The sequence below is a fragment of the Cellulosimicrobium sp. CpK407 genome, assembly GCF_051844275.1.
Lineage (GTDB): Bacteria > Actinomycetota > Actinomycetes > Actinomycetales > Cellulomonadaceae > Cellulosimicrobium > Cellulosimicrobium cellulans_G.
On sequence record NZ_JBGNYC010000030.1, the window covers coordinates 1 to 19,053 of the forward strand.

At 73.7% G+C, this 19,053-nt stretch carries 19 protein-coding genes; 5 read left to right on the top strand and 14 right to left on the bottom strand.

Annotated elements, in window-relative coordinates:
* The 3 genes from ABWU78_RS13525 to ABWU78_RS13535 all read right to left on the bottom strand — a co-directional run.
* Positions 1–1,093, bottom strand: a 1,093-nt coding sequence (locus ABWU78_RS13525; RefSeq protein WP_253051090.1) for a BMP family lipoprotein, incomplete at its 3' end; no start/stop codon positions are given.
* 226 nt (positions 1,094–1,319) lie between these two features.
* A complete protein-coding gene (locus ABWU78_RS13530) occupies positions 1,320–2,537 on the bottom strand; it encodes an amidohydrolase (RefSeq protein WP_253051089.1) in 1,218 nt (405 codons plus the stop codon).
* Entirely contained in the window at positions 2,534–3,661 is a 1,128-nt protein-coding gene (locus tag ABWU78_RS13535; protein ID WP_253051088.1) for a mannose-1-phosphate guanylyltransferase, read from the bottom strand. The genes ABWU78_RS13530 and ABWU78_RS13535 overlap by 4 nt, the downstream gene beginning before the upstream one ends.
* Before the next feature lie 234 nt (positions 3,662–3,895).
* Here ABWU78_RS13535 and sdhC point away from each other — a divergent pair, with 234 nt between their 5' ends.
* The 4 genes from sdhC to ABWU78_RS13555 all read left to right on the top strand — a co-directional run bounded on the left by sdhC (position 3,896) and on the right by ABWU78_RS13555 (position 7,407).
* Positions 3,896–4,279: a succinate dehydrogenase, cytochrome b556 subunit gene (gene sdhC, locus ABWU78_RS13540; protein ID WP_087471554.1), complete on the top strand. Its 384-nt coding sequence runs from the start codon at positions 3,896–3,898 to the stop codon at positions 4,277–4,279.
* On the top strand, positions 4,279–4,740 hold the full coding sequence (locus ABWU78_RS13545) for a succinate dehydrogenase hydrophobic membrane anchor subunit (protein ID WP_047233508.1): 462 nt from the start codon (positions 4,279–4,281) through the stop codon (positions 4,738–4,740). Before sdhC ends, ABWU78_RS13545 begins: the two co-directional genes overlap by 1 nt.
* 67 nt (positions 4,741–4,807) lie before the next feature.
* Positions 4,808–6,640 carry a succinate dehydrogenase flavoprotein subunit gene (sdhA, locus tag ABWU78_RS13550; RefSeq protein WP_253051087.1) on the top strand — a complete coding sequence of 611 codons (1,833 nt, stop codon included), beginning with the start codon at positions 4,808–4,810 and terminating at the stop codon, positions 6,638–6,640.
* Positions 6,640–7,407 (top strand): succinate dehydrogenase iron-sulfur subunit, encoded by a 768-nt coding sequence (locus ABWU78_RS13555; protein ID WP_253051086.1) that lies wholly within the window; start codon positions 6,640–6,642, stop codon positions 7,405–7,407. The genes sdhA and ABWU78_RS13555 overlap by 1 nt, the downstream gene beginning before the upstream one ends.
* Before the next feature lie 366 nt (positions 7,408–7,773).
* Here the strand turns inward: ABWU78_RS13555 and ABWU78_RS13560 are convergent, their stop codons facing one another.
* From ABWU78_RS13560 to sigE, 7 genes are all read right to left on the bottom strand, one after another.
* Positions 7,774–8,925 (bottom strand): YihY/virulence factor BrkB family protein, encoded by a 1,152-nt coding sequence (locus ABWU78_RS13560; protein ID WP_439158690.1) that lies wholly within the window; start codon positions 8,923–8,925, stop codon positions 7,774–7,776.
* A gap of 10 nt (positions 8,926–8,935) precedes the next feature.
* The gene (locus ABWU78_RS13565) at positions 8,936–9,499 is read right to left on the bottom strand and encodes a 2'-5' RNA ligase family protein (RefSeq protein ID WP_253051084.1); all 564 of its coding nucleotides are present in this window, start codon (positions 9,497–9,499) and stop codon (positions 8,936–8,938) included.
* Positions 9,496–10,587: a tryptophan--tRNA ligase gene (gene trpS, locus ABWU78_RS13570; RefSeq protein WP_290444915.1), complete on the bottom strand. Its 1,092-nt coding sequence runs from the start codon at positions 10,585–10,587 to the stop codon at positions 9,496–9,498. Before trpS ends, ABWU78_RS13565 begins: the two co-directional genes overlap by 4 nt.
* Before the next feature lie 71 nt (positions 10,588–10,658).
* On the bottom strand, positions 10,659–11,006 hold the full coding sequence (locus ABWU78_RS13575) for a twin-arginine translocase TatA/TatE family subunit (RefSeq protein ID WP_253051083.1): 348 nt from the start codon (positions 11,004–11,006) through the stop codon (positions 10,659–10,661).
* 9 nt (positions 11,007–11,015) lie between these two features.
* The gene (locus ABWU78_RS13580; RefSeq protein WP_253051082.1) at positions 11,016–12,482 is read right to left on the bottom strand and encodes a S1C family serine protease; all 1,467 of its coding nucleotides are present in this window, start codon (positions 12,480–12,482) and stop codon (positions 11,016–11,018) included.
* Entirely contained in the window at positions 12,479–13,441 is a 963-nt protein-coding gene (locus ABWU78_RS13585; protein ID WP_253051081.1) for a zf-HC2 domain-containing protein, read from the bottom strand. The genes ABWU78_RS13580 and ABWU78_RS13585 overlap by 4 nt, the downstream gene beginning before the upstream one ends.
* On the bottom strand, positions 13,438–14,064 hold the full coding sequence (gene sigE / locus ABWU78_RS13590; protein ID WP_439158691.1) for an RNA polymerase sigma factor SigE: 627 nt from the start codon (positions 14,062–14,064) through the stop codon (positions 13,438–13,440). The genes ABWU78_RS13585 and sigE overlap by 4 nt, the downstream gene beginning before the upstream one ends.
* A gap of 251 nt (positions 14,065–14,315) precedes the next feature.
* On the opposite strand from sigE, the gene ABWU78_RS13595 reads away from it, so the two are divergent.
* A complete protein-coding gene (locus tag ABWU78_RS13595; RefSeq protein WP_269430019.1) occupies positions 14,316–14,921 on the top strand; it encodes an O-methyltransferase in 606 nt (201 codons plus the stop codon).
* A gap of 12 nt (positions 14,922–14,933) precedes the next feature.
* Here ABWU78_RS13595 and ABWU78_RS13600 read toward each other — a convergent pair whose 3' ends face one another.
* From ABWU78_RS13600 to folP, 4 genes are all read right to left on the bottom strand, one after another.
* On the bottom strand, positions 14,934–16,562 hold the full coding sequence (locus ABWU78_RS13600) for a leucyl aminopeptidase family protein (RefSeq protein ID WP_253051079.1): 1,629 nt from the start codon (positions 16,560–16,562) through the stop codon (positions 14,934–14,936).
* Positions 16,563–16,730, bottom strand: a complete 168-nt coding sequence (locus ABWU78_RS13605; RefSeq protein ID WP_064506638.1) for a DUF3117 domain-containing protein — start codon at positions 16,728–16,730, stop codon at positions 16,563–16,565.
* Positions 16,731–16,850: 120 nt separating this feature from the next.
* On the bottom strand, positions 16,851–18,068 hold the full coding sequence (locus ABWU78_RS13610; protein ID WP_253051078.1) for a hypothetical protein: 1,218 nt from the start codon (positions 18,066–18,068) through the stop codon (positions 16,851–16,853).
* Positions 18,065–19,051 carry a dihydropteroate synthase gene (gene folP / locus ABWU78_RS13615; RefSeq protein ID WP_439158692.1) on the bottom strand — a complete coding sequence of 329 codons (987 nt, stop codon included), beginning with the start codon at positions 19,049–19,051 and terminating at the stop codon, positions 18,065–18,067. The genes ABWU78_RS13610 and folP overlap by 4 nt, the downstream gene beginning before the upstream one ends.
* Positions 19,052–19,053 lie beyond the last annotated feature (2 nt).

The following is a 19,053-nucleotide window of genomic DNA, read 5'->3' on the forward strand; positions in this document are numbered from 1 at the left end:
ACGGCGCGTTCGGCGACTCGATGACGAGGTCGCCCGCGATGATCTGCTCCTGGTACTGCGCGAGCTGGTCCTGGAGCTCCGCCGGGACGGCGTCCTCGAAGTCGTGGAACGGCGCGAGGCCGACGCCCTCGTTCTCCAGCGTGCCGACGTACGGCTCGTTGGTGAAGTTGCCGTCCGCCGACTCCTTCACCGTGTCGAACACGGCCGGGCCGATCTGCTTCATGACCGACGTGAGGATGAGGCTCCCGTAGTCCGTCGTGAGGAAGCCGTCCGAGTCGACCCAGATGATCTTGGCGCCCGCGCCCTCGGCCGCGGCCGCCGCGCCCAGGCCCACCGGACCGGCGACGGGCATGATGATGTCCGCACCCTGGTCGATGAAGCCCTGCGTGACGTTCTGGCCGTTGGCCTGGTTGTCGAAGTCGCCGGTGAACGTGCCCGTCTGGGCCGCCTTGTCCCAGCCGAGGACCTTGACGTCGGTGCCGTTGTCCGCGTTGTACTTCGCGACGCCGTCGACGTAGCCGTCCATGAAGATCGCGACCGACGGGATCTGGATGCCGCCGAACGTGGCGACCGTGCCGGACTCCGTCATGCCCGCCGCGAGGTACCCGGCGAGGAACGCGGCCTCGGCGGTGTTGAAGAGGATCGGCTTGGCGTTGTCGATCTCGACCGGGTTGAAGTCCGCGTCCGAGAACGAGGAGTCGATCAGCGCGAAGTGCGTGTCGGGGTTGGCCTCGGCAGCGGTCTGGATCGGGTCCTCGAGGAGGAAGCCGACGCCGATGATGAGGTTGCAGCCCTGCTGCACCAGGCTGTCGATGTTGGGCGCGTAGTCCGTGTCCGCCTGCGACTCGACCTCGTGGGTCGTGATGCCGAGCTCGTCCTTGGCCTGCATGAGGCCCTCGTAGCCCGACTGGTTGAAGGACTGGTCGTCGAACCCGCCGGCGTCGGACACCATGCACGCGGAGAAGTCGGAGTTGCCGCCCGCGGTGTTCTCGCCGCCGCCGGTCGTCTCGTCGTCCTCGGGCGCGGCGCCGCACGCGGCCAGCGCGAGCGCGGCGACCGCCGCGAGCGCGGTGACCTGAGTCGCTCTCTTCACCTGATAGCTCCTGTCGTTCTCGTAGCAGGGCCGCGCAGGGAAGGACCCCTGGGCCCTCCCGAGCGCCGTTGCACGGGAGGACCGGTCCGTCGGCCTCTATAGGACCGAACACTAATCAGCCCGACGGGTCTTGCACGTTACTTGTCGGTAACGCCGCTGCTTCGTTATGCAAGCGTCACTTTGCGTCTGAGGCGTGACACACGCCTGTCCACGAGTCGGGACCGCTTCACCCGTCCTGACCGGCGGCGACACGGGCGAGCAGGCGCATCCCGGCGTCCACCGCGCGCTCGTCGACCTGCAGGTCGCCCTGGTGGATGTCGTAGCTGCGCCCGCCGGGCGTCCGCGTGCCCAGCCGGGCCATCGCGCCGGGGACCTTCGTGAGGTACCAGGCGAAGTCCTCCCCGCCGAGCGACTGCTCCGTGAGCAGCACGGAGTCGGGGCCGAGGACGTCGCGCGCGGCCGCCTCGAGCAGACCCGTGCAGCGCTCGTCGTTCTCCACCGGCGGCACGCCGCGCGTGTGGTGCACGGTCACCTCGACCTCGTACGGCGCGACGACCTGCTCGACCGCGTCGTGCAGCACCTGACCCGCGAACTCCCACGCGCGCACGTCGAGGCAGCGCAGCGTGCCGCGCACCGTCCCGGTGCTCGGGATCGCGTTGTGCGCCGACCCCGCGTGCACGGCGCCCCACGTGAGGTTCACGCCCGAGCGCGGGTCCAGCCGCCGGCCCAGCACCGCGGGGACCTGCGTGATGACCTGACCCAGCGCGTAGACGACGTCACCCGTGAGGTGCGGGCGCGAGGTGTGTCCCCCGGGCGAGGCGATGGTCACGGAGACCTCGTCGGACGCCGACGTGATCGGACCGATGCGCGTCCCGATGCGGCCCACGTCGACCTTGGGGTCGCAGTGCACCGCGTAGATCTCGTCGACGCCGTCCATCGCGCCCGCGGCGAGGACGTCGAGCGACCCGCCGGGCTGGACCTCCTCCGCGGGCTGGAAGACGAGCCGCACGCCGCGGCGCAGCTCGCCCTGCGCGTGGAGGTCGGCGAGGACGAGGCCGGCACCCAGCACCACCGCGGTGTGCACGTCGTGGCCGCAGGCGTGGGCGACGCCCGGGACCGTCGAGGCCCACGGGAGGTCGCACCTGTCCTGGAGCGGCAGCGCGTCGATGTCGGCCCGCAGGGCGACGCGGCCCGGGACGGGCGACCCCGTGGCCGCCCCGTCCCCGGGCTGCGGGCCGACGTCGCACACGAGGCCCGTGCCCGGCAGGAGCCGCGGCTCGAGCCCCGCGGCGCGCAACCGGTCGGCGAGCAGCGCCGTCGTCCGCGTCTCGGCGCGCGAGACCTCCGGGTGGGCGTGGAGGTCGCGGCGGATCGCCACGACCTCGTCCACGTGGCGGGCCGCGGCGGCGGCGATGCGGGCGGCGAGGGTCACGTCGGCGGTCACAGGAGCTCGTCCATCCCGAGCTCGCGCACCGTGTCGACCATCGACTTCACCTGCTGGGCCCGCGCACGCGTGGTGACGAGCAGCGCGTCGGGGGTGTCGACGACCACGACGTCGTCGAGGCCCAGCACCGTGACGACCCGGTCGCTCGCCGGCACGACCACGGACCCTGCGCTCTCGCGACGGACGACCCGACCCGTGTCACCGAGGACCTTCGAGCCGGCGCCGTCGACCGAGGGCAGCAGCGCGGCGAGCGAGTTGAAGTCCCCCACGTCGTCCCAGCCGAACGTGCCGGGGACGACGGCCACGCCGCCCACGGCCGCGACGGGCTCGGCGACCGCGTGGTCGATCGCGATCCGCTCGAGCGCGGGCCAGCGCTCCGCGAGCACGCGGTCGCGGTCGGGGCCGTCCCACGCCGCGGCGATCGCGCGCAGGCCGTCGTGCAGCTCCGGGCGCTGGTCCGCGAGGTGCCCCAGGAGGACCGACGACCGGACGATGAACATGCCGGCGTTCCACCGGTACTCGCCGGACGCGAGGTAGCGCTGCGCGGTCGCGGAGTCCGGCTTCTCCGTGAAGCCGCGCACGTGCTGCGCGCTCGGCGCCCCCGCGACGCCGAGCGGCGCGCCGCTGTGGACGTACCCGAACGCCGTCGACGGCCGCGACGCCGCGATGCCGATCGTCACCACGTAGCCCGCGCGGGCCGCCTCCACCGCCTCGCGCACCGACGACTCGAAGGAGTCGCGCCCCGTGATCACCTGGTCCGCGGCGAACGAGCCGACGACGACGTCGCCGTGCCGCGCCTCGAGCACCGCCGCGGCGAGGCCGATGGCCGCCATCGAGTCCCGGGGCGACGGCTCCGCGAGCACGTTCTCGGCCGGCAGGCCGGGGAGCTGGGTGCGTGCGGCGGCGACGTGCCGGTCCCCCGTGACGAGCACGACGCCCTGCTCTCCCGCGAGCGGGACGAGCCGGTCCACCGTCGCCTGCAGGAGCGAGCGGCCCGAGCCGGTGAGGTCGAGGAGGAACTTGGGCGAGCCGGCGCGCGAGAGCGGCCACAGCCGCGTGCCCGCGCCTCCTGCCGGGACGACGGCGTGGAAGCCGGGGATCGGCCCGGCGGACGAGGAGGCCATGAGGGCAGCATAGTGAGCCGCACAGTTCCCCCGCGGGCTGTGGGATCAGTCACAAACCCCCCGCGCAGGGGCGTTCCGCCGCCTCCGACGGTCCGCATCATGACGCCGATGTCACTATGGTGGAAGCCCAGAGACCGATGCCGACGACGGTCCCGCGGTCCGGACTGAGGGAGTTCCGGGCCAGGGCCGGAACCTGACATCTCCCCCCTGATCTCGCCACAGGAGGCCCCCAAAGTGCCCAGTGCACCAGCTGGCACGCTCTACCGCGGCCGTGAAGGCATGTGGTCGTGGGTCGCGCATCGCGTGACCGGCGTGCTCATCTTCTTCTTCCTGCTCGTCCACGTGCTCGACACGGCGCTCGTCCGGGTGTCGCCCGAGGCCTACAACGCCGTCATCGGGACGTACCAGACGCCGATCATGGGCCTGGGCGAGGCGGGACTGGTCGCGGCCATCGTCTTCCACGCCTTCAACGGCATCCGCATCATCCTCATCGACTTCTGGGCCAAGGGCCCGCGGTACCAGCGCACCATGCTCTGGATCGTCGTCGGCCTCTTCGTCGTGACGATGGCGGGCTTCCTGCCGCGTCACCTCATGAACGTCTTCGGAGGGGGGCACTGATGTCGACCACGACCACGGCCTCGGCGGTCGCGAGCCCGCGCGACCCGTACAAGCGCCGCAAGGCCACGCGCAGCAACTACGAGCTGTACAGCTGGATCTTCATGCGCGCCTCCGGCGTCGTGCTGATCGTGCTGATCTTCGGTCACCTCTTCGTCAACCTCATGGTCGGCGAGGGCGTGCACGCGATCGACTTCGGCTTCGTCGCCGGCAAGTGGGCCTCGCCGTTCTGGCAGATCTGGGACCTGCTCATGCTGTGGCTGGCCATGTTCCACGGCACCAACGGCGTGCGCACGATCATCAACGACTACGCCGAGCGTGACGGCACTCGCCTCGTCCTCAAGCTCGCGCTGTACCTCGCGTTCACGATCGTCACGGTCCTCGGCACGCTCGTGATCTTCACGTTCGACCCGTGCCCCGCGAACGCTCCGGCCGAGCTGCTCGCGTCGTTCTGCACGGCCTGAGCACCTCCCGCAGCTCGCCCCCGTCTTCTCGCTCCACCCGGCTCTCTCCCAGGAGGCATCGACCCCGATGCAAACCCATCAGTACGACGTCGTCATCGTCGGCGCAGGCGGCGCCGGGATGCGCGCGGCGCTGGAGTCGTCCGGCAAGGTCCGCACGGCCGTCATCTCCAAGCTGTACCCCACGCGCTCGCACACGGGCGCCGCGCAGGGCGGCATGTGCGCCGCCCTCGCGAACGTGGAGGAGGACAACTGGGAGTGGCACACGTTCGACACGGTCAAGGGCGGCGACTACCTCGTCGACCAGGACGCCGCGGAGATCATGGCCAAGGAGGCCATCGACGCGGTCCTCGACCTCGAGCGCATGGGCCTGCCCTTCAACCGCACGCCCGAGGGCCGCATCGACCAGCGCCGGTTCGGCGGGCACACCCGCAACCACGGCGAGGCCGCGGTGCGCCGCTCCTGCTACGCCGCGGACCGCACCGGCCACATGATCCTCCAGACGCTCTACCAGCAGTGCGTCAAGCAGGACGTGGAGTTCTTCAACGAGTTCTACGTGCTCGACCTCATCACCGACCACGACCTCTCCACGGGCGAGATCCCCGACGGCGAGACGGTCACCGCGACCGGCGTCGTCGCCTACGACCTGGCGACCGGCGAGATCCACGTCTTCCAGGCGAAGGCGATCATCTTCGCCACCGGTGGCGCGGGCAAGATCTTCAAGACGACGTCCAACGCGCACACGCTCACGGGCGACGGCATGGCGCTGGCGTACCGTCGCGGCCTGCCGCTCGAGGACATGGAGTTCTTCCAGTTCCACCCGACCGGCCTGGCTGGCCTCGGCATCCTCCTGTCGGAGGCCGCCCGCGGCGAGGGCGGCATCCTGCGCAACGCGGACGGCGAACGCTTCATGGAGCGCTACGCCCCCACCATCAAGGACCTCGCGCCGCGCGACATCGTCGCCCGGTCCATGGCGAACGAGGTCCGCGAGGGCCGCGGCGCCGGGCCGAACAAGGACTACGTCCTGCTCGACCTCACGCACCTCGAGCCCGCGCACATCGACGCGAAGCTCCCCGACATCACCGAGTTCGCCCGCACGTACCTCGGCATCGAGCCCTACACCGAGCCCGTGCCCGTGTACCCGACGGCGCACTACGCGATGGGCGGCATCCCGACCAACGTCGAGGCCGAGGTCCTGCGCGACAGCCACAACGTCGTCAAGGGCCTCTACGCCGCCGGCGAGGTCGCGTGCGTGAGCGTCCACGGCTCGAACCGCCTCGGGACCAACTCGCTGCTCGACATCAACGTCTTCGGCAAGCGCGCGGGCCGCACCGCCGCCGCGTACGCCGCGACGGCCTCCTACACCGAGCTCCCGGAGAACCCCGCCGCGGCCGTGATCGCGCAGCTCGAGGAGATGCGCAACCGTCCCGACGGCGAGCGCGTCGCCGACGTCCGCAAGGCGCTCCAGGAGACCATGGACGCCAACGCCCAGGTGTTCCGCACCGGCGAGTCGCTCAACCAGGCCCTCGCGGACATCCGCGACCTGCAGAAGCGGTACAAGAACGTCTCGGTCCAGGACAAGGGTCGGCTGTTCAACACGGATCTGCTCGAGGCCATCGAGCTCGGGTTCCTCCTCGACATCGCCGAGGTCACCGTCGTCGCGGCGATCAACCGCAAGGAGTCGCGCGGCGGTCACTACCGCGAGGACTACCCCGACCGCGACGACGCCAACTACATGCTGCACACGATGGCGTACCGCCGTCCCACCTCGGCCAGCGACGTCGCCGACGGGCACGTCGCCGGCTACTTCGACCACGTCGAGGAGTTCGACGGCTACAAGGTCGCCCTGGGCTCCAAGCCCGTCACCCAGACCCGGTACGAGCCCATGGAGCGGAAGTACTGATGACTGCCACACTCGAGAGCCCGGCCGCCGAGGCCAAGGCCGGAGAGATCCCCTCGTTCGAGGTCACGCTCCGCGTCCGCCGCTACTCCCCCGAGTCGGAGCACGGCGAGGAGGCGTACTGGGACGAGTTCACCGTCCTCGCGCACGGCACCGACCGCGTGCTCGACGCGCTCCACAAGATCAAGTGGGAGCACGACGGCTCGCTCACGTTCCGCCGCTCGTGCGCGCACGGGGTGTGCGGGTCCGACGCGATGCGCATCAACGGCCGCAACCGTCTCGCGTGCAAGACGCTGCTCAAGGACGTCAACCCCGACAAGCCCATCACGGTCGAGCCCATCAAGGGCCTGCCCGTGGTCAAGGACCTCGTCGTGGACATGGAGCCGTTCTTCGCTTCCTACCGCGAGATCATGCCGTTCCTCATCACGTCCGGGAACGAGCCCAGCAAGGAGCGCCTCCAGTCCGCGGAGCAGCGCGAGCGCTTCGACGACACCACCAAGTGCATCCTGTGCGCGGCGTGCACGTCGTCGTGCCCGGTGTTCTGGACCGACGGCCAGTACTTCGGCCCCGCCGCGATCGTCAACGCGCACCGGTTCATCTTCGACAGCCGCGACGAGGGCGCCACGCAGCGCCTCGAGATCCTCAACGACAAGGAGGGCGTGTGGCGCTGCCGCACGACCTTCAACTGCACCGAGGCCTGCCCCCGCGGCATCGAGGTCACGAAGGCGATCCAGGAGGTCAAGCGCGCGATGATCACGCGCGCCTTCTGATCCCCCGCACGTCCCGCACGCAGGGCGCCGACCGCCACGGTCGGCGCCCTGCGCCGTCCGTACGGGGCTTCGCGGTCCGCGTGGTCGAGCCGTGACCGCACCTGTCAGCGCTCCCCCGAGCCTCCAGGCCCAGGCCAGATCCCTGACCCGCCGACACGTCGACCCGTCGCACTCGGCCCGCCCCACGGCCGACGACGCCACGCGCCACCACGAGCCGCACGCGTGCTGACGAGAAGCGAGAAATCGCCCCGAGAACGAGGCCCGCAGGGGCCACTACTCGCATCTCGACCAGGAACCGCCCGCCACCGCGGACCCGACCCCGCAGGCACGAAACCCTGACCGCGTACCCGGCGCAGACGCCGACCGCTACGCGCCGCGCGGGAGGCGAGCGCGGCGTACACCGCGGACGATCGGGCTCCAGGGTCGGCCGGACCCTTGCCCGGCGCGGAGACGCTCCTCCGTCGACACGGCCACGACGGAGACCCCGACGTCCGCGGACGCCGCGTGCCGGGCGACGCGCGCGTGCCGGGCGTCGGTCGTGGGGGTGCCGTCGACGACGGGGAGCTCCGGGCGACCCTCGCGGGCGTGCCGGGGGCCGTCGGGCTCCGGGTCGGGCGGGCGGGGCGGGTTCGCCATCCAGGCGCACACCGCGAGGAGGATGCGCGCGGTGAAGTTGACGAGAATGAGGAGCGTCACGAGGACGGCGAACGACGCGAGGAGCGCGTTCCTGCTGGCGCTGCCCGCGACGAACGACGACCCGAGGTAGCGCAGGACGCCGAACGCGACGGCGGCGGTGAGCGACCCGACGAGGAGGTCGCGGCGGCGCACGTGGACGCCGGCCAGCAGCGTGACCACCACGACGACGACGAGCGCGTCGAGCAGGACGCTCACCACGAGCCCGGCGCCGGTGACGAGGATCGCGGGCCCTCCGGAGAGCCCGAGCGCCTCCAGGAGCTGGTAGCCGATCGAGGAGACGGCGATGCTCGCGACGGCGGAGACGAGCATGCTCAGCGCCAGGAGGAAGAAGCCGAGGAGGGCGCGTGCGCGCGCGAGGACGGGGCTCTGCCCGATGTCGCTGACGCCGAACATCGTCCGGACGGCGCCGCGCAGGTGGTACAAGAAGGAGACGACCGAGAAGAGCAGCACGACCCCGGCGACGATGCTCGTGACGCTGAGGCCGGGCGGGAGGAGGAGGTCGTCCGGGTCGATCACGCCTTTCTCCCCGTCGACCGCGATGAGGCCGGGGACGAGCTCGTTGATCTCGCCGAACACGGCGTCCATGAGCTCTTGGCTCCCGCCGAGGACCTGCATGAAGACGGTGTAGCCGATGGTCAGCGCGGCGAAGAGGGAGAACAGGGCCGAGTAGGCGATGCCGCCGCACAGCAGGGCACCGCGTGCGTACAGGTAGCGGTAGGTCGCGCGCCCGGGACGGCTGTCCTTCCACCACTCGACGAGCGCCTCCACGCGTTCCCTCGTGCGCCGGACGGCGCTGGGAGCGGCGGAGGGAGGCAGCGTCACGCCCCGAACCCTACGAGGAGGGCGCGGTCCCGGCATCCGCGGTGAGCGGGAAGACCTGTCCGGGGCGCCACACGCCGTCGTCGCCGTGCTCGTAGAGGGAGAACCCGGCGACCTCGAACCGCGCCTCGTAGGTGGCCATCTCCTCGAACGCGGCGTCGAGCGCGGCGTCCGGGACCTCGTGCGCGACGGTCACGTGCGGGTGGTAGTTGAACCGGAGCTCTTGGGCGAGCGGACCGGTGCGGATGGCGCTCTCGAGGTGCTCGCACTCGGCGATGCCCTCGACCACCTGGATGAACACGACCGGCGAGATCGGCCGGAACGTCGCGCTGCCGCGCAGGTGGACCTGGAACGGCGCCGCGGTCGAGGCGACGGCGGCGAGGTGGGCGCGCGCCGCGTCGAGCTCGGCCGGGTCGAGCACGGTGGGCCCGAGGAGCGTGACGTGCGGCGGGATCGACCGCGCGAGCGGGTCGCCGAACCGTGCGCGCGCGTCCTGGAGCTGCGTCGCGAAGGGCTCGGGCACCTCGATCGCGATGCCGATCCGTACCTGGTCCGGCCCACGCTCCGGGAGGTTCACGCGGTCGGCCCCCCGACGGGCAGGAGGCCGACGCGGTCGTAGATGCGCGCGAGCGTCCCGGCAGCGATCTCGCGCGCCTTCTGGGCACCGCGTGCGAGCACCGCGTCGAGCTCGGCGGGGTCCGCGAGGTAGGTGTTGGCCCGCTCCTGGAACGGCACGAGGAAGTCGACCACGACGTCGGCGAGGTCGACCTTGAGCCGTCCGTACCCCTGGCCGTCGTACTCGGCGGCGATCGCCTCGACGTCCCGGCCGGTGAGCGCGGAGTAGATGGTGAGGAGGTTGGACACGCCGGGCTTGGCGACCGGGTCGTACCGGATCTCGGAGTCCGAGTCCGTCGCGGCGGACCGGATCCGCTTCGCGGCGACCTTCGGGTCGTCGAGGAGCCAGATGACGCCCTTGCCGTTCGACGAGGACTTGCTCATCTTCGCCGTCGGTTCCTGGAGGTCGTAGATCTTGGCCACCGAGCGGACGATGTGCGCCTCCGGCACGACGGCCGTCCCGTCGCCGAAGCGGGCGTTGAGCCGCTCGGCGAGGTCACGGGTGAGCTCGAGGTGCTGGCGCTGGTCCTCCCCGACCGGCACGAGGGCGGCGTCGTAGAGCAGGATGTCGGCCGCCATGAGGACGGGGTAGGTGAAGAGCCCCACGGTCGTGCCGTCGGCGCCCTGCTTCGCGGACTTGTCCTTGAACTGGGTCATGCGGCCGGCCTCGCCGAAGCCCGTCTGGCAGGACAGGACCCAGGAGAGCTCCGCGTGCTGCGGCACGTGCGACTGCACGAAGAGCGCGGACCGCTCCGGGTCGACGCCGCCGGCGAGGTACTGCGCCGCCGTGCGACGCGTCCGCTCGCGCAGGCGCTCCGGGTCGGGGTTGACCGTCAGGGCGTGGAGGTCGACGACGCAGTACAGCGCGTCGTAGGAGTCCTGGAGGGCGACCCACTGGCGCAGGGCGCCGATGTAGTTCCCGAGCTGCAGCGAGTCCTCCGTGGGCTGCATGCCGGAGAGGATCCGGGGCTGGGTGCTGGTCGGGTTCCCGGTCGCCTGCGCGGTCTCCGGGACCGGTGCCGGACCGGTGTGCGTCGCCTCGATGGACATTGCCCCATTCTGACAGGTGGTGCCGTGCCGGAACGAATCGCCTCCCGTCGCGCGGACGGTCGGCGACGGCCTCAGGTGGCCTCGTCGTCGAACGGTGCGGGGCTGCCCGGCGGCACCGGCGAGGGGGCAGGTGGCGGGGGCGGCGCGACCCGCTCGCGCACGGGCTCGTCGTCGAGGAGCGCCTCGCGCACGATCCGGCGCGGGTCGTACTGGCGGGGGTCGAGCTTCGACCAGTCGACGTCCGCGATCTCGTCCCCGATCTCGGCGTCCACGCGGGCCTTGGCGTCCCGCAGATACCCTCGGGCCGAGCGGACGAACGACCCGAGCTGTTCCGCGTAGCGCGGCAGACGCTCAGGACCGATGACGACGACCGCCACGACGAGGAGCACGATGAACTCGGCTCCGTTGATCCCGAACACGCCGACAGACTACTCGCTCGTGGCCTCGTCGAGGACGACGCGGACGTCGCGCTCCTGGTCCCCCGTGCGGACCCGCAGCGTCACGGCGTCTCCCGGGGCCTTCGCCCGGATCGCGACGATGAGCTCGTCCGACTCGGTGACGGGCCGGCCGTCGATCGAGAGGATCACGTCTCCGGGCCGGATCCCGGCGGCGTCGGCCGGGCCGTCGGGCGTGACCGCGGGCGTCCCGGACTGCGAGTCGGTCGACACCTGGACGCCCTCGCCCTGGTACCGCTGGTCGAGCAGCACGCCGATCACGGGGTAGGTCGCGACGCCGTCGGCGATGAGCTGCTCCGCGGTCCGGCGCGCCTGGTTGGACGGGATGGCGAAGCCGAGACCGATGCTCCCCGTCGCCGAGGCGCTGCCCGGCGGCTGCGCGATGGCGGAGTTGATGCCCACGACCTCGCCGCGTCCGTTGACGAGCGGGCCTCCGGAGTTGCCGGGGTTGATCGCCGCGTCGGTCTGGATCGCGTTGATGAACGCCGTCTCGGCCGCGGCGCCGGCCTGGACCGGGCGGTTGAGCGCGCTGATGATGCCCGTGGTGACGGTCCCGTTGAGACCGAGCGGAGCTCCGACCGCGACCACGGGGTCCCCGACGACGACGGCGTCGGAGTCGCCGAGCGCGAGCGGTGTCAGACCTGAGTCGTCGACCTTCACGACGGCCAGGTCGTAGTCGACGGTCCGGCCGACCAGCTCGGCCGGGCTCTCGTGCCCGTCCGAGAACAGCACGACGACGTCCCCGCCGTCGGCGGCCCCCGCGACCACGTGGTTGTTCGTGAGGATGTACCCGTCCTCGCGGAGGACGAAGCCGGACCCCGTGGCGACGCCGTCGGACCCGCGGACCTGGAGCGAGACGACGCTCGGCAGCACCGTGGCCGCGATGTCCGCCACCGAGCCCGCAGGGCGGTCGGCGCCCGGCTCGACGCTCGCCGGCGGCAGGGCCGACGAGTACGCCCCGGGCGTGTCCTGCCCGAGGAGCCGGTCGGCGGCGACGCCGCCGAGCGCTCCCGCGACGAGCGCCAGCACGGCGACGCCCGCCACCACGGCGGGTCGCAGCCCGCGCCCCGGCGACGGCGACGCGGGACCCCGCGGCACCCCGACGAGCGTCGGGTCCACCGAGCCGCCGGGTCGCGTCGGCGCCGACGGCGGCTCGGGCTCGCCGAACGAGCGCAGGGTCTGCCACGGGTCCGCGGGATCCTGCGCGACGGGCTGCGCGACGTCCGGAGCAGGGACCGGCGGGGGCCCGCTCGGGGGCGGGACGGCCGCGCCCGGCGGGGGCGGGACCGGACCGGGGCCGACCGGCGCGGACGGCGGGACGGGCGGCACGCTGCGGTACGCGGACGGCGGCGCGAACGGGTTCCGTGCGGCGTCGGGCGCCCCGGGGTGCTCGGTGCCGGTCTGACGGCCGGGCTGAGGGCCCGTCTGGGGGTCGGTCATGAGGTGCCGAGCGCTCCTGTCATGGTCGTCCAGCCCCGGGAGATGCGCGCCGGGACCCCGGCATCGTAGTCACGGGCCGGGAAGGCCGCCACGAGGGCGGCGACCGTCTCCTGCTCGGTGTCGGCGACGACGTCGATCACCGTGTCGCCGGACTGCCAGACGACGTGCCACGGCGCCTCGGACAGCACGTGCACCCGGCGGCCGTCGACGTCCCAGGTCTCCCCGCCCGCGAGCGCGGCGGTGTCCAGGAGACCCGACTGCTCGCGCACGACGGCCTCGCCGCCCGGCGCCTCGAGGTCGATCTCGACGACGCCCCGCGCGGCGTCGTCCCGCACGTCGACCACGCTGAAGCCCGCCGGGAGCGCCGTCGGGCAGGTCCAGCCCTGGGCGTCGAGCGCCGCGAGCGCCGCGGCGCCGTCGCCGTCGGACGCCTCGCCGCCCGCGGACCGGTCCGAGGCGCGCGCCCCGCCCACCACGAGCGCCCCGGTGGCCCGGGGCGCGGCCTGCGCCAGCACGTTGAGGGGGTCGCTGCGATGGAGGTCGGGGGTGACGACCGGGCTCTCCCCGAGCGCGAAGAGGCCGATCGCGGCCACGCCGACACCGCCCACGACCAGCCCGACGACCCGTCGGCGCACCGCCCCCCGGCGCACCTCGCCGCTCCAGGCGCCGCGCGGGAGGGGGACGGGCTGCGTCCAGGGGTCGCCTGCGACGGGCGCGGAGCGCAGCGGGTCGCCGTCGGTCGAGGGGATCTGGGCGGACAGCGCGAGCAGACGGGCCGCGAGGTCGGGCGCGGGCTCGACCGGCCCGGCGGAGCTCAGCGCCCGGCGCGCGGCGCGCGCCGCCGACAGCTCGGCGGCGCACCGCGGGCAGCACGCCACGTGCTCGAGCGCACGCTCCGCCTCGGCGGGCGTGAGCTGCCCGTCGACGAGCGCGGAGAGGCGGGAGCCGAGGTGCGTCACGCCACCCCCCGGGCGACCACGGGCGTCGGCACGTCGTCCGACGCCGGGCGGTCCGCGGGGTCGCGGTGCGGGAGGGCGGCGCGGAGCTGGGACCGTGCGCGGTGGATGCGGGAGCGGACCGTGCCGAGCTTGATCCCGAGCGTCACGGCGATCTCCTCGTAGGACAGGCCCTCGATGTCGCACAGCACGACGGCGGCCCGGTACTCGGGCGAGAGCGCGTCGAGCGCGCGCTGCACGTCGTGGTCGAGGTTGGCGTGCTCGAAGCCGCGCTCCGGCTGGGCCTCGGAGCGGGCCGGGTACTGGCCGTCGTCGTCGCCCATGGCCTCCATGCGGATCCGCTGCTTGCGCCGCACCTGGTCGAGGAAGAGGTTCGTCGTGATCCGGTGCAGCCAGCCCTCGAACGTGCCGGGCGTGTAGCTCGACAGCGAGCGGAACACCCGGACGAACGTCTCCTGCGTGAGGTCCTCGGCGTCGTGCCGGTTGCCGGTGAGGCGGTACGCGAGCCGGTAGACGCGTGCCGAGTGCTCGCGGACGATCTGGTCCCACGACGGCGGCACCCACCCGCTCCCGTCCTGCGTCCCGTGCGTGCTCGTCCCTGGTCGTGCGTCGTCCACGTCGTCCATCGTCCCAGAAGAACGTCCGGCATCCTCCCGGTGTTCCCCCTCCCGCGCGGGACGTGCGCGCGACGTCCACGGCCCGTGCACACACGCGCGGCGCGGGAGCGGGCCGCCGTGGGAGGGGGCGGGTACGATCCGAGGCAGCGCACCCGCCGGGGACGTCCCGTCCCGGGCCGCACGCGCGGACGACGGACCACCAGGAGGCACCGATCACCAGCGACGTCGGCACCCACCGCAGCGCCAAGGCGGCGAGCTGGGTGTACAGCGAGGAGTTCGTCCCCGAGGACGAGGTCCTCCTGCGTGCGCGCGACCGCGCCGCCGAGCTCGGCTGCCCGACGGTCCTCCCCGGCGTGGGGGCGGTGCTCCAGGTGCTCGCGGCCTCGCTGGCCGCCCGCGCGGTGGTCGAGATCGGCACCGGTACCGGCGTGGCGTCGCTCTGGCTCCTGCGCGGCATGCCGGCGGACGGCGTGCTCACGACGATCGACGTCGAGGTCGAGCACCAGCGCGCCGCGAAGGAGGCCTTCGCGGAGGAGGGCGTGCCCTCGGCACGGACCCGCACCATCCCGGGTCGTGCGAGCGAGGTCCTCCCCCGCCTCACCGACGGCGCCTACGACCTCGTGCTCGTGGGGGCGGACAAGCACAGCTATCCCGAGTACGTCGAGCAGGGCCTGCGCCTGCTCCGCCCGGGCGGCGTGCTCGCGGTCGACGGCGCGCTGTCGCACGACCGGGTCGCCGACCCGGCGCGGCGCGACGAGGTGACGACGATCGTCCGCGAGGTGGGCCGGTCGCTGCGCTCGGACGAGCGCGTCCTGCCGGCGCTGCTCCCGAGCGGCGACGGCCTCCTGCTCGCCGTGCGCCGCTGACGCCGGCGACGGTCAGAGCCGGTCGATCGCCTCGAGCAGGAGCCTCGCGCCGTACCCGGTGGCCCCGGCGACGACCTCGTGCCGGTCGGCCGTCGCCCGCGCCGGACCGGCGACGTCGAGGTGCGCCCAGGGCACGTCCCCGACGAACTCGCGCAGGAACAGCGCGGCCGTGATCGACCCGCCGCCCGGGCTCTCGACGGGGACGTGGCGGAGGTCGGCGACGTCCGAGCGCAGGGCGCCCGCGTAGTCCTCGACGAGCGGCAGCCGCCACACGCGCTCGCCGGTGGCGAGCGCCGCGTCCTCCAGCGCCCCGGCCACGGTGTCGTCCGTGGCGAACAGCGCGCCGTGCCCGCGGCCGAGCCCGAGGCTCGCCGCTCCGGTCAGGGTCGCGACGTCGACGAGCACGTCGGGCGCGAGCTCGGCCACGGCGTACGCGATCGCGTCGGCGAGGACGAGCCGGCCCTCCGCGTCGGTGTTCGCCACCTCGACCGTCCGACCCGACCAGGTGCGCAGGACGTCCCCCGGGCGGTACGAGGCGGCGCCCACGTGGTTCTCGGCCAGCGGGAGCACCGCGGTGACCCGCCGGTCGGAGCGTGCGCGCGCGGCGCCGAGCACGACCGCCAGGGCGACGGCGGCGCCCGCCATGTCGGTCTTCATCGGCACCATCGCCTCGCGCGGCTTGATGGAGAGCCCGCCCGTGTCGTACGTGATGCCCTTGCCGACGACGACGACGTGCCGCGCGGCGGAGCCCGCCTCCACCGGGAGGACGCCGTGGTCGGCGGGGTCGTAGGTGACCGTCACGAGGCGCGGTGGGCGCGCGGAGCCCGCCCCGACCGCCAGGGTCGCCCCGAAGCCCTCGGCACCGAGCTCGGCGGGGCCGCGGACCGTCGTGTCGAGCCCGAGCGCGTCGGCCAGCTCGACCGCGCGGTCGGCGAACCACGCCGGGTCCTTCACGTCGGACGGGATGTTGGCGAGGTCGCGCACCAGCCAGGTCGCCGCCGCCGCGCGGTGCGCGGCCTCGATCGGCGTCGTGACGTCGGGCCGGTCCTCGGGCGTGAGCAGGACGAGCTGCTCCGCGGGTGCCTCCGCCGCGGGCCGTGGTGACCCGCTCTGGCGGGGCTGGTCGTACGCGGCGAGCAGGTAGCCCTCGACGAACGCCCGGACCTCGTCGGGGCCCGCGTCGGCGGTGGCGGCGCTGACGACGCGCTCCAGGCCGCGCGACGCGCGAGCGAGCGCGGCGCCGGCGCGCCGGAGGTCCGTCGTCGTCCCGGTCCCCACCCCGAGCAGCAGGATCCGGGGAGGCAGGCCGACCCACGGGAGCCGCGTCGCGGACCCGGCGTGCGCGCGCGGCAGGTCGACGCGCACGACCTCTCCGGAGGCGCCGCGGAAGGCACGCCCGCCCGCGCGCTCGGCGAGCTCCGCCAGGTCGACGCCGTACCGCACAGTGGCGTCGACGGTCCCCGCGCGCGGTTGCAGACCGTCCTCGGCCTCGCGCGGAGGCGCGACGGCCACGACGACCGCGTCGACCTGCGTGTCGTCGAGGAGCGCCGCGTCGCTCAGGGCACCCCGGGCGCCGACCACCTCGGGCAGCGCGCGTGGCAGCCCGGGGAGACGGGCCGCCCGGCGCTCACGTGCGGGCAATCAGCCCACCACGGCCTGGAGCGCCTCACCCAGCTCGCTGGCCTCGGTCGCGTTGAGCTCGACCACCAGGCGTCCGCCACCCTCGAGCGGGACCCGCATGACGATGCCTCGCCCTTCCTTGGTGACCTCCAGCGGCCCGTCACCCGTCCGCGGCTTCATCGCAGCCATCGATGGCACTCCATTTCCGTTGTCCCGAGTCCACCCCGCGCGCGCGAGGAGGGGCGTCCGACCTCGGACGACGCCCGAGGACAGTCTAGTTCACCCGTGCCGACATCCCGGGCGTCCGGGTCACGGCGGCCAGCCGGACGGCGGGACGAGCCGCCAGAGCGACCACACCCACCACACCTGGCCCGCGACGCCGGCGACGGTCACGGCGGCCAGCCACAGGCGCGACCGTGTCCACCCGACGGTGACCGCCGCGAGCGGGAAGGCGAGCAGCAGGAACCGCACCAGCGACGTGCCCGGCTGGATCGCCGCGACCAGGTAGGCGAGGTACGCACCGGACCAGGCCTGCATCTCCGGGCCGAGCCGCGCCGCGACCGGGTTGAGCACGAGGGCGGCCGTCGCGAGCAGCACGAGGGCGAGGACCCACGGACCGCCGTCGCCCAGGAGCCACCGCGACACGTCGACCCACGGGACGAACGGCACGACCTCCGCGCCCCCGCGCCACGCCTCCTGCGTGCGGAAGTACCCCTGGTGCACGCCCGTGACGACGCTGCACGCCCACGGCCACACGAGACCGCTGGCCACGGCGACCGCGAGCAGCCCGCCGAGGCGCGCGGCGTCGGGGGCGCGCAGGTCGCCCCGGCGCCACCGGACGAGACCGTGCCACAGGACGACGGCCGCCATGGGCAGCGCGACGGCGCGCGAGAAGCCGAGGAGGCCGATCACGAGCGCCGCCCACCCGTAGCGGCGCCGGGCCAGCAGCAGGAGCGCGGAGGCGACGAGGAGCAGGGCGAGCGACTCCGTGTACGCGACCTGGAGCACGGGGCTGGAGGGGAACACGCTCACGAGCAGGACCGTCGCCAGCGGCAGGCCCGGCCTGCGCTCGACCGCCGCGGCGCCCGCCGTCGTGACGAGGCGGTGGATCACGAGCACGGCACCGGCGCCGCACACGAGCGCGATTGTGGGCGCGAGCACGTCCCACCCGAGGCCGGTCACGGCGTCGAGCGCGCGGACGAGCGCCGGGAACAGGGGGAAGAACGCCCAGACGTTCTGCTCGACGGCGCCGTCGGGACCCACGGGGAGCGTGTCGGGGTAGCCGGACGCGTAGATCTGCTCGTACCAGCTCGCGTCCCACATGCGCGCGACGTACGGCAGGTACGACGGCGCGGCGTCCGTCCAGGGGTTCGCCTCCTGGGACCTCGCGACGACGAGGAGGATCACCGCGCTCACCCCGCGCGCGAGGGCGAACACCGCGAGGACCTGCGCCCACCACGGCCAGGTGGCCGGACGCAGCAGCCGTGGGCTCCCGCCCGGGCCGACCACGGCGCGCGGCGTGGTCACGCGAGGCCCCGCAGCGCGGCCGCCGGGGGCGCCTCGTCGCGCACCGCGGCGACGAGGTCCAGCACGCGCCGGGTCGCGGCCACGTCGTGCGCGCGGAAGACGCGCGCCCCGAGCCACGCCGCGACGGCCGTCGCGGCGAGCGTGCCCTCGAGCCGCTCGTCGGCCGGCAGGTCGAGCGTCTCTCCGACGAAGTCCTTGCGGGACAAGGCCATGAGCAGCGGGAACCCGAGACCCGCGAGGACCTCGGTCCGCCGCAGGAGGTGCAGGGAGTGCCACGTGTTCTTGCCGAAGTCGTGCGTGGGGTCGACGAGGACCGACGCCGGCGGGACCCCGCAGGCGACCGCGCGCTCCGCCGCCGCACGGAGGGTCGCCACGACGTCCTGGACGACGCCGTCGCGCGGGTCGGCGGCTCCCGGCCGGGCGGGATACGCGACGCGGAACGGGTCGGTGCGCGGCGTCGCTCCCCCGGTGTGCGAGCACACGACGCCGACGCCGTGCTCGCCCGCGACCTCGACCAGGCGAGGGTCGTGACCCGCCCAGGTGTCGTTGATGAGGTCGGCACCCGCGAGCGCCGCCTCGTGCGCCACCTCGGCCCGCCACGTGTCGACGCTCACGAGCAGGTCCGGGAACTCCGCACGCACCCGCGCGACGAACGGCACGACGCGCCGGGCCTCCTCCTCGGGCGTCACCTCGGGCCCCACGCCGGCCCGGACGCCGCCCACGTCGAGGATCTCCGCGCCCTCGACCACCGCGCGCTCGACCGCGGCGAGGGCCGCGCGGTCGTCGAGCTGGCGCGCTCCCGCGTAGAACGAGTCGTCGGTCCGGTTGAGGATCGCCATCACCGCGGGCCGGGCGAGGGTCCGCCCGCGCAGGACGAGCGACGTGCCGCGAGGCGGCACACCGAGCGGCGGCAGGGGCAGTGGACCGTCGTCGCGGCGCACGGACCCCGGCCCGGTGGGCGCGGCCGAGCCAGGTGACGTCATCG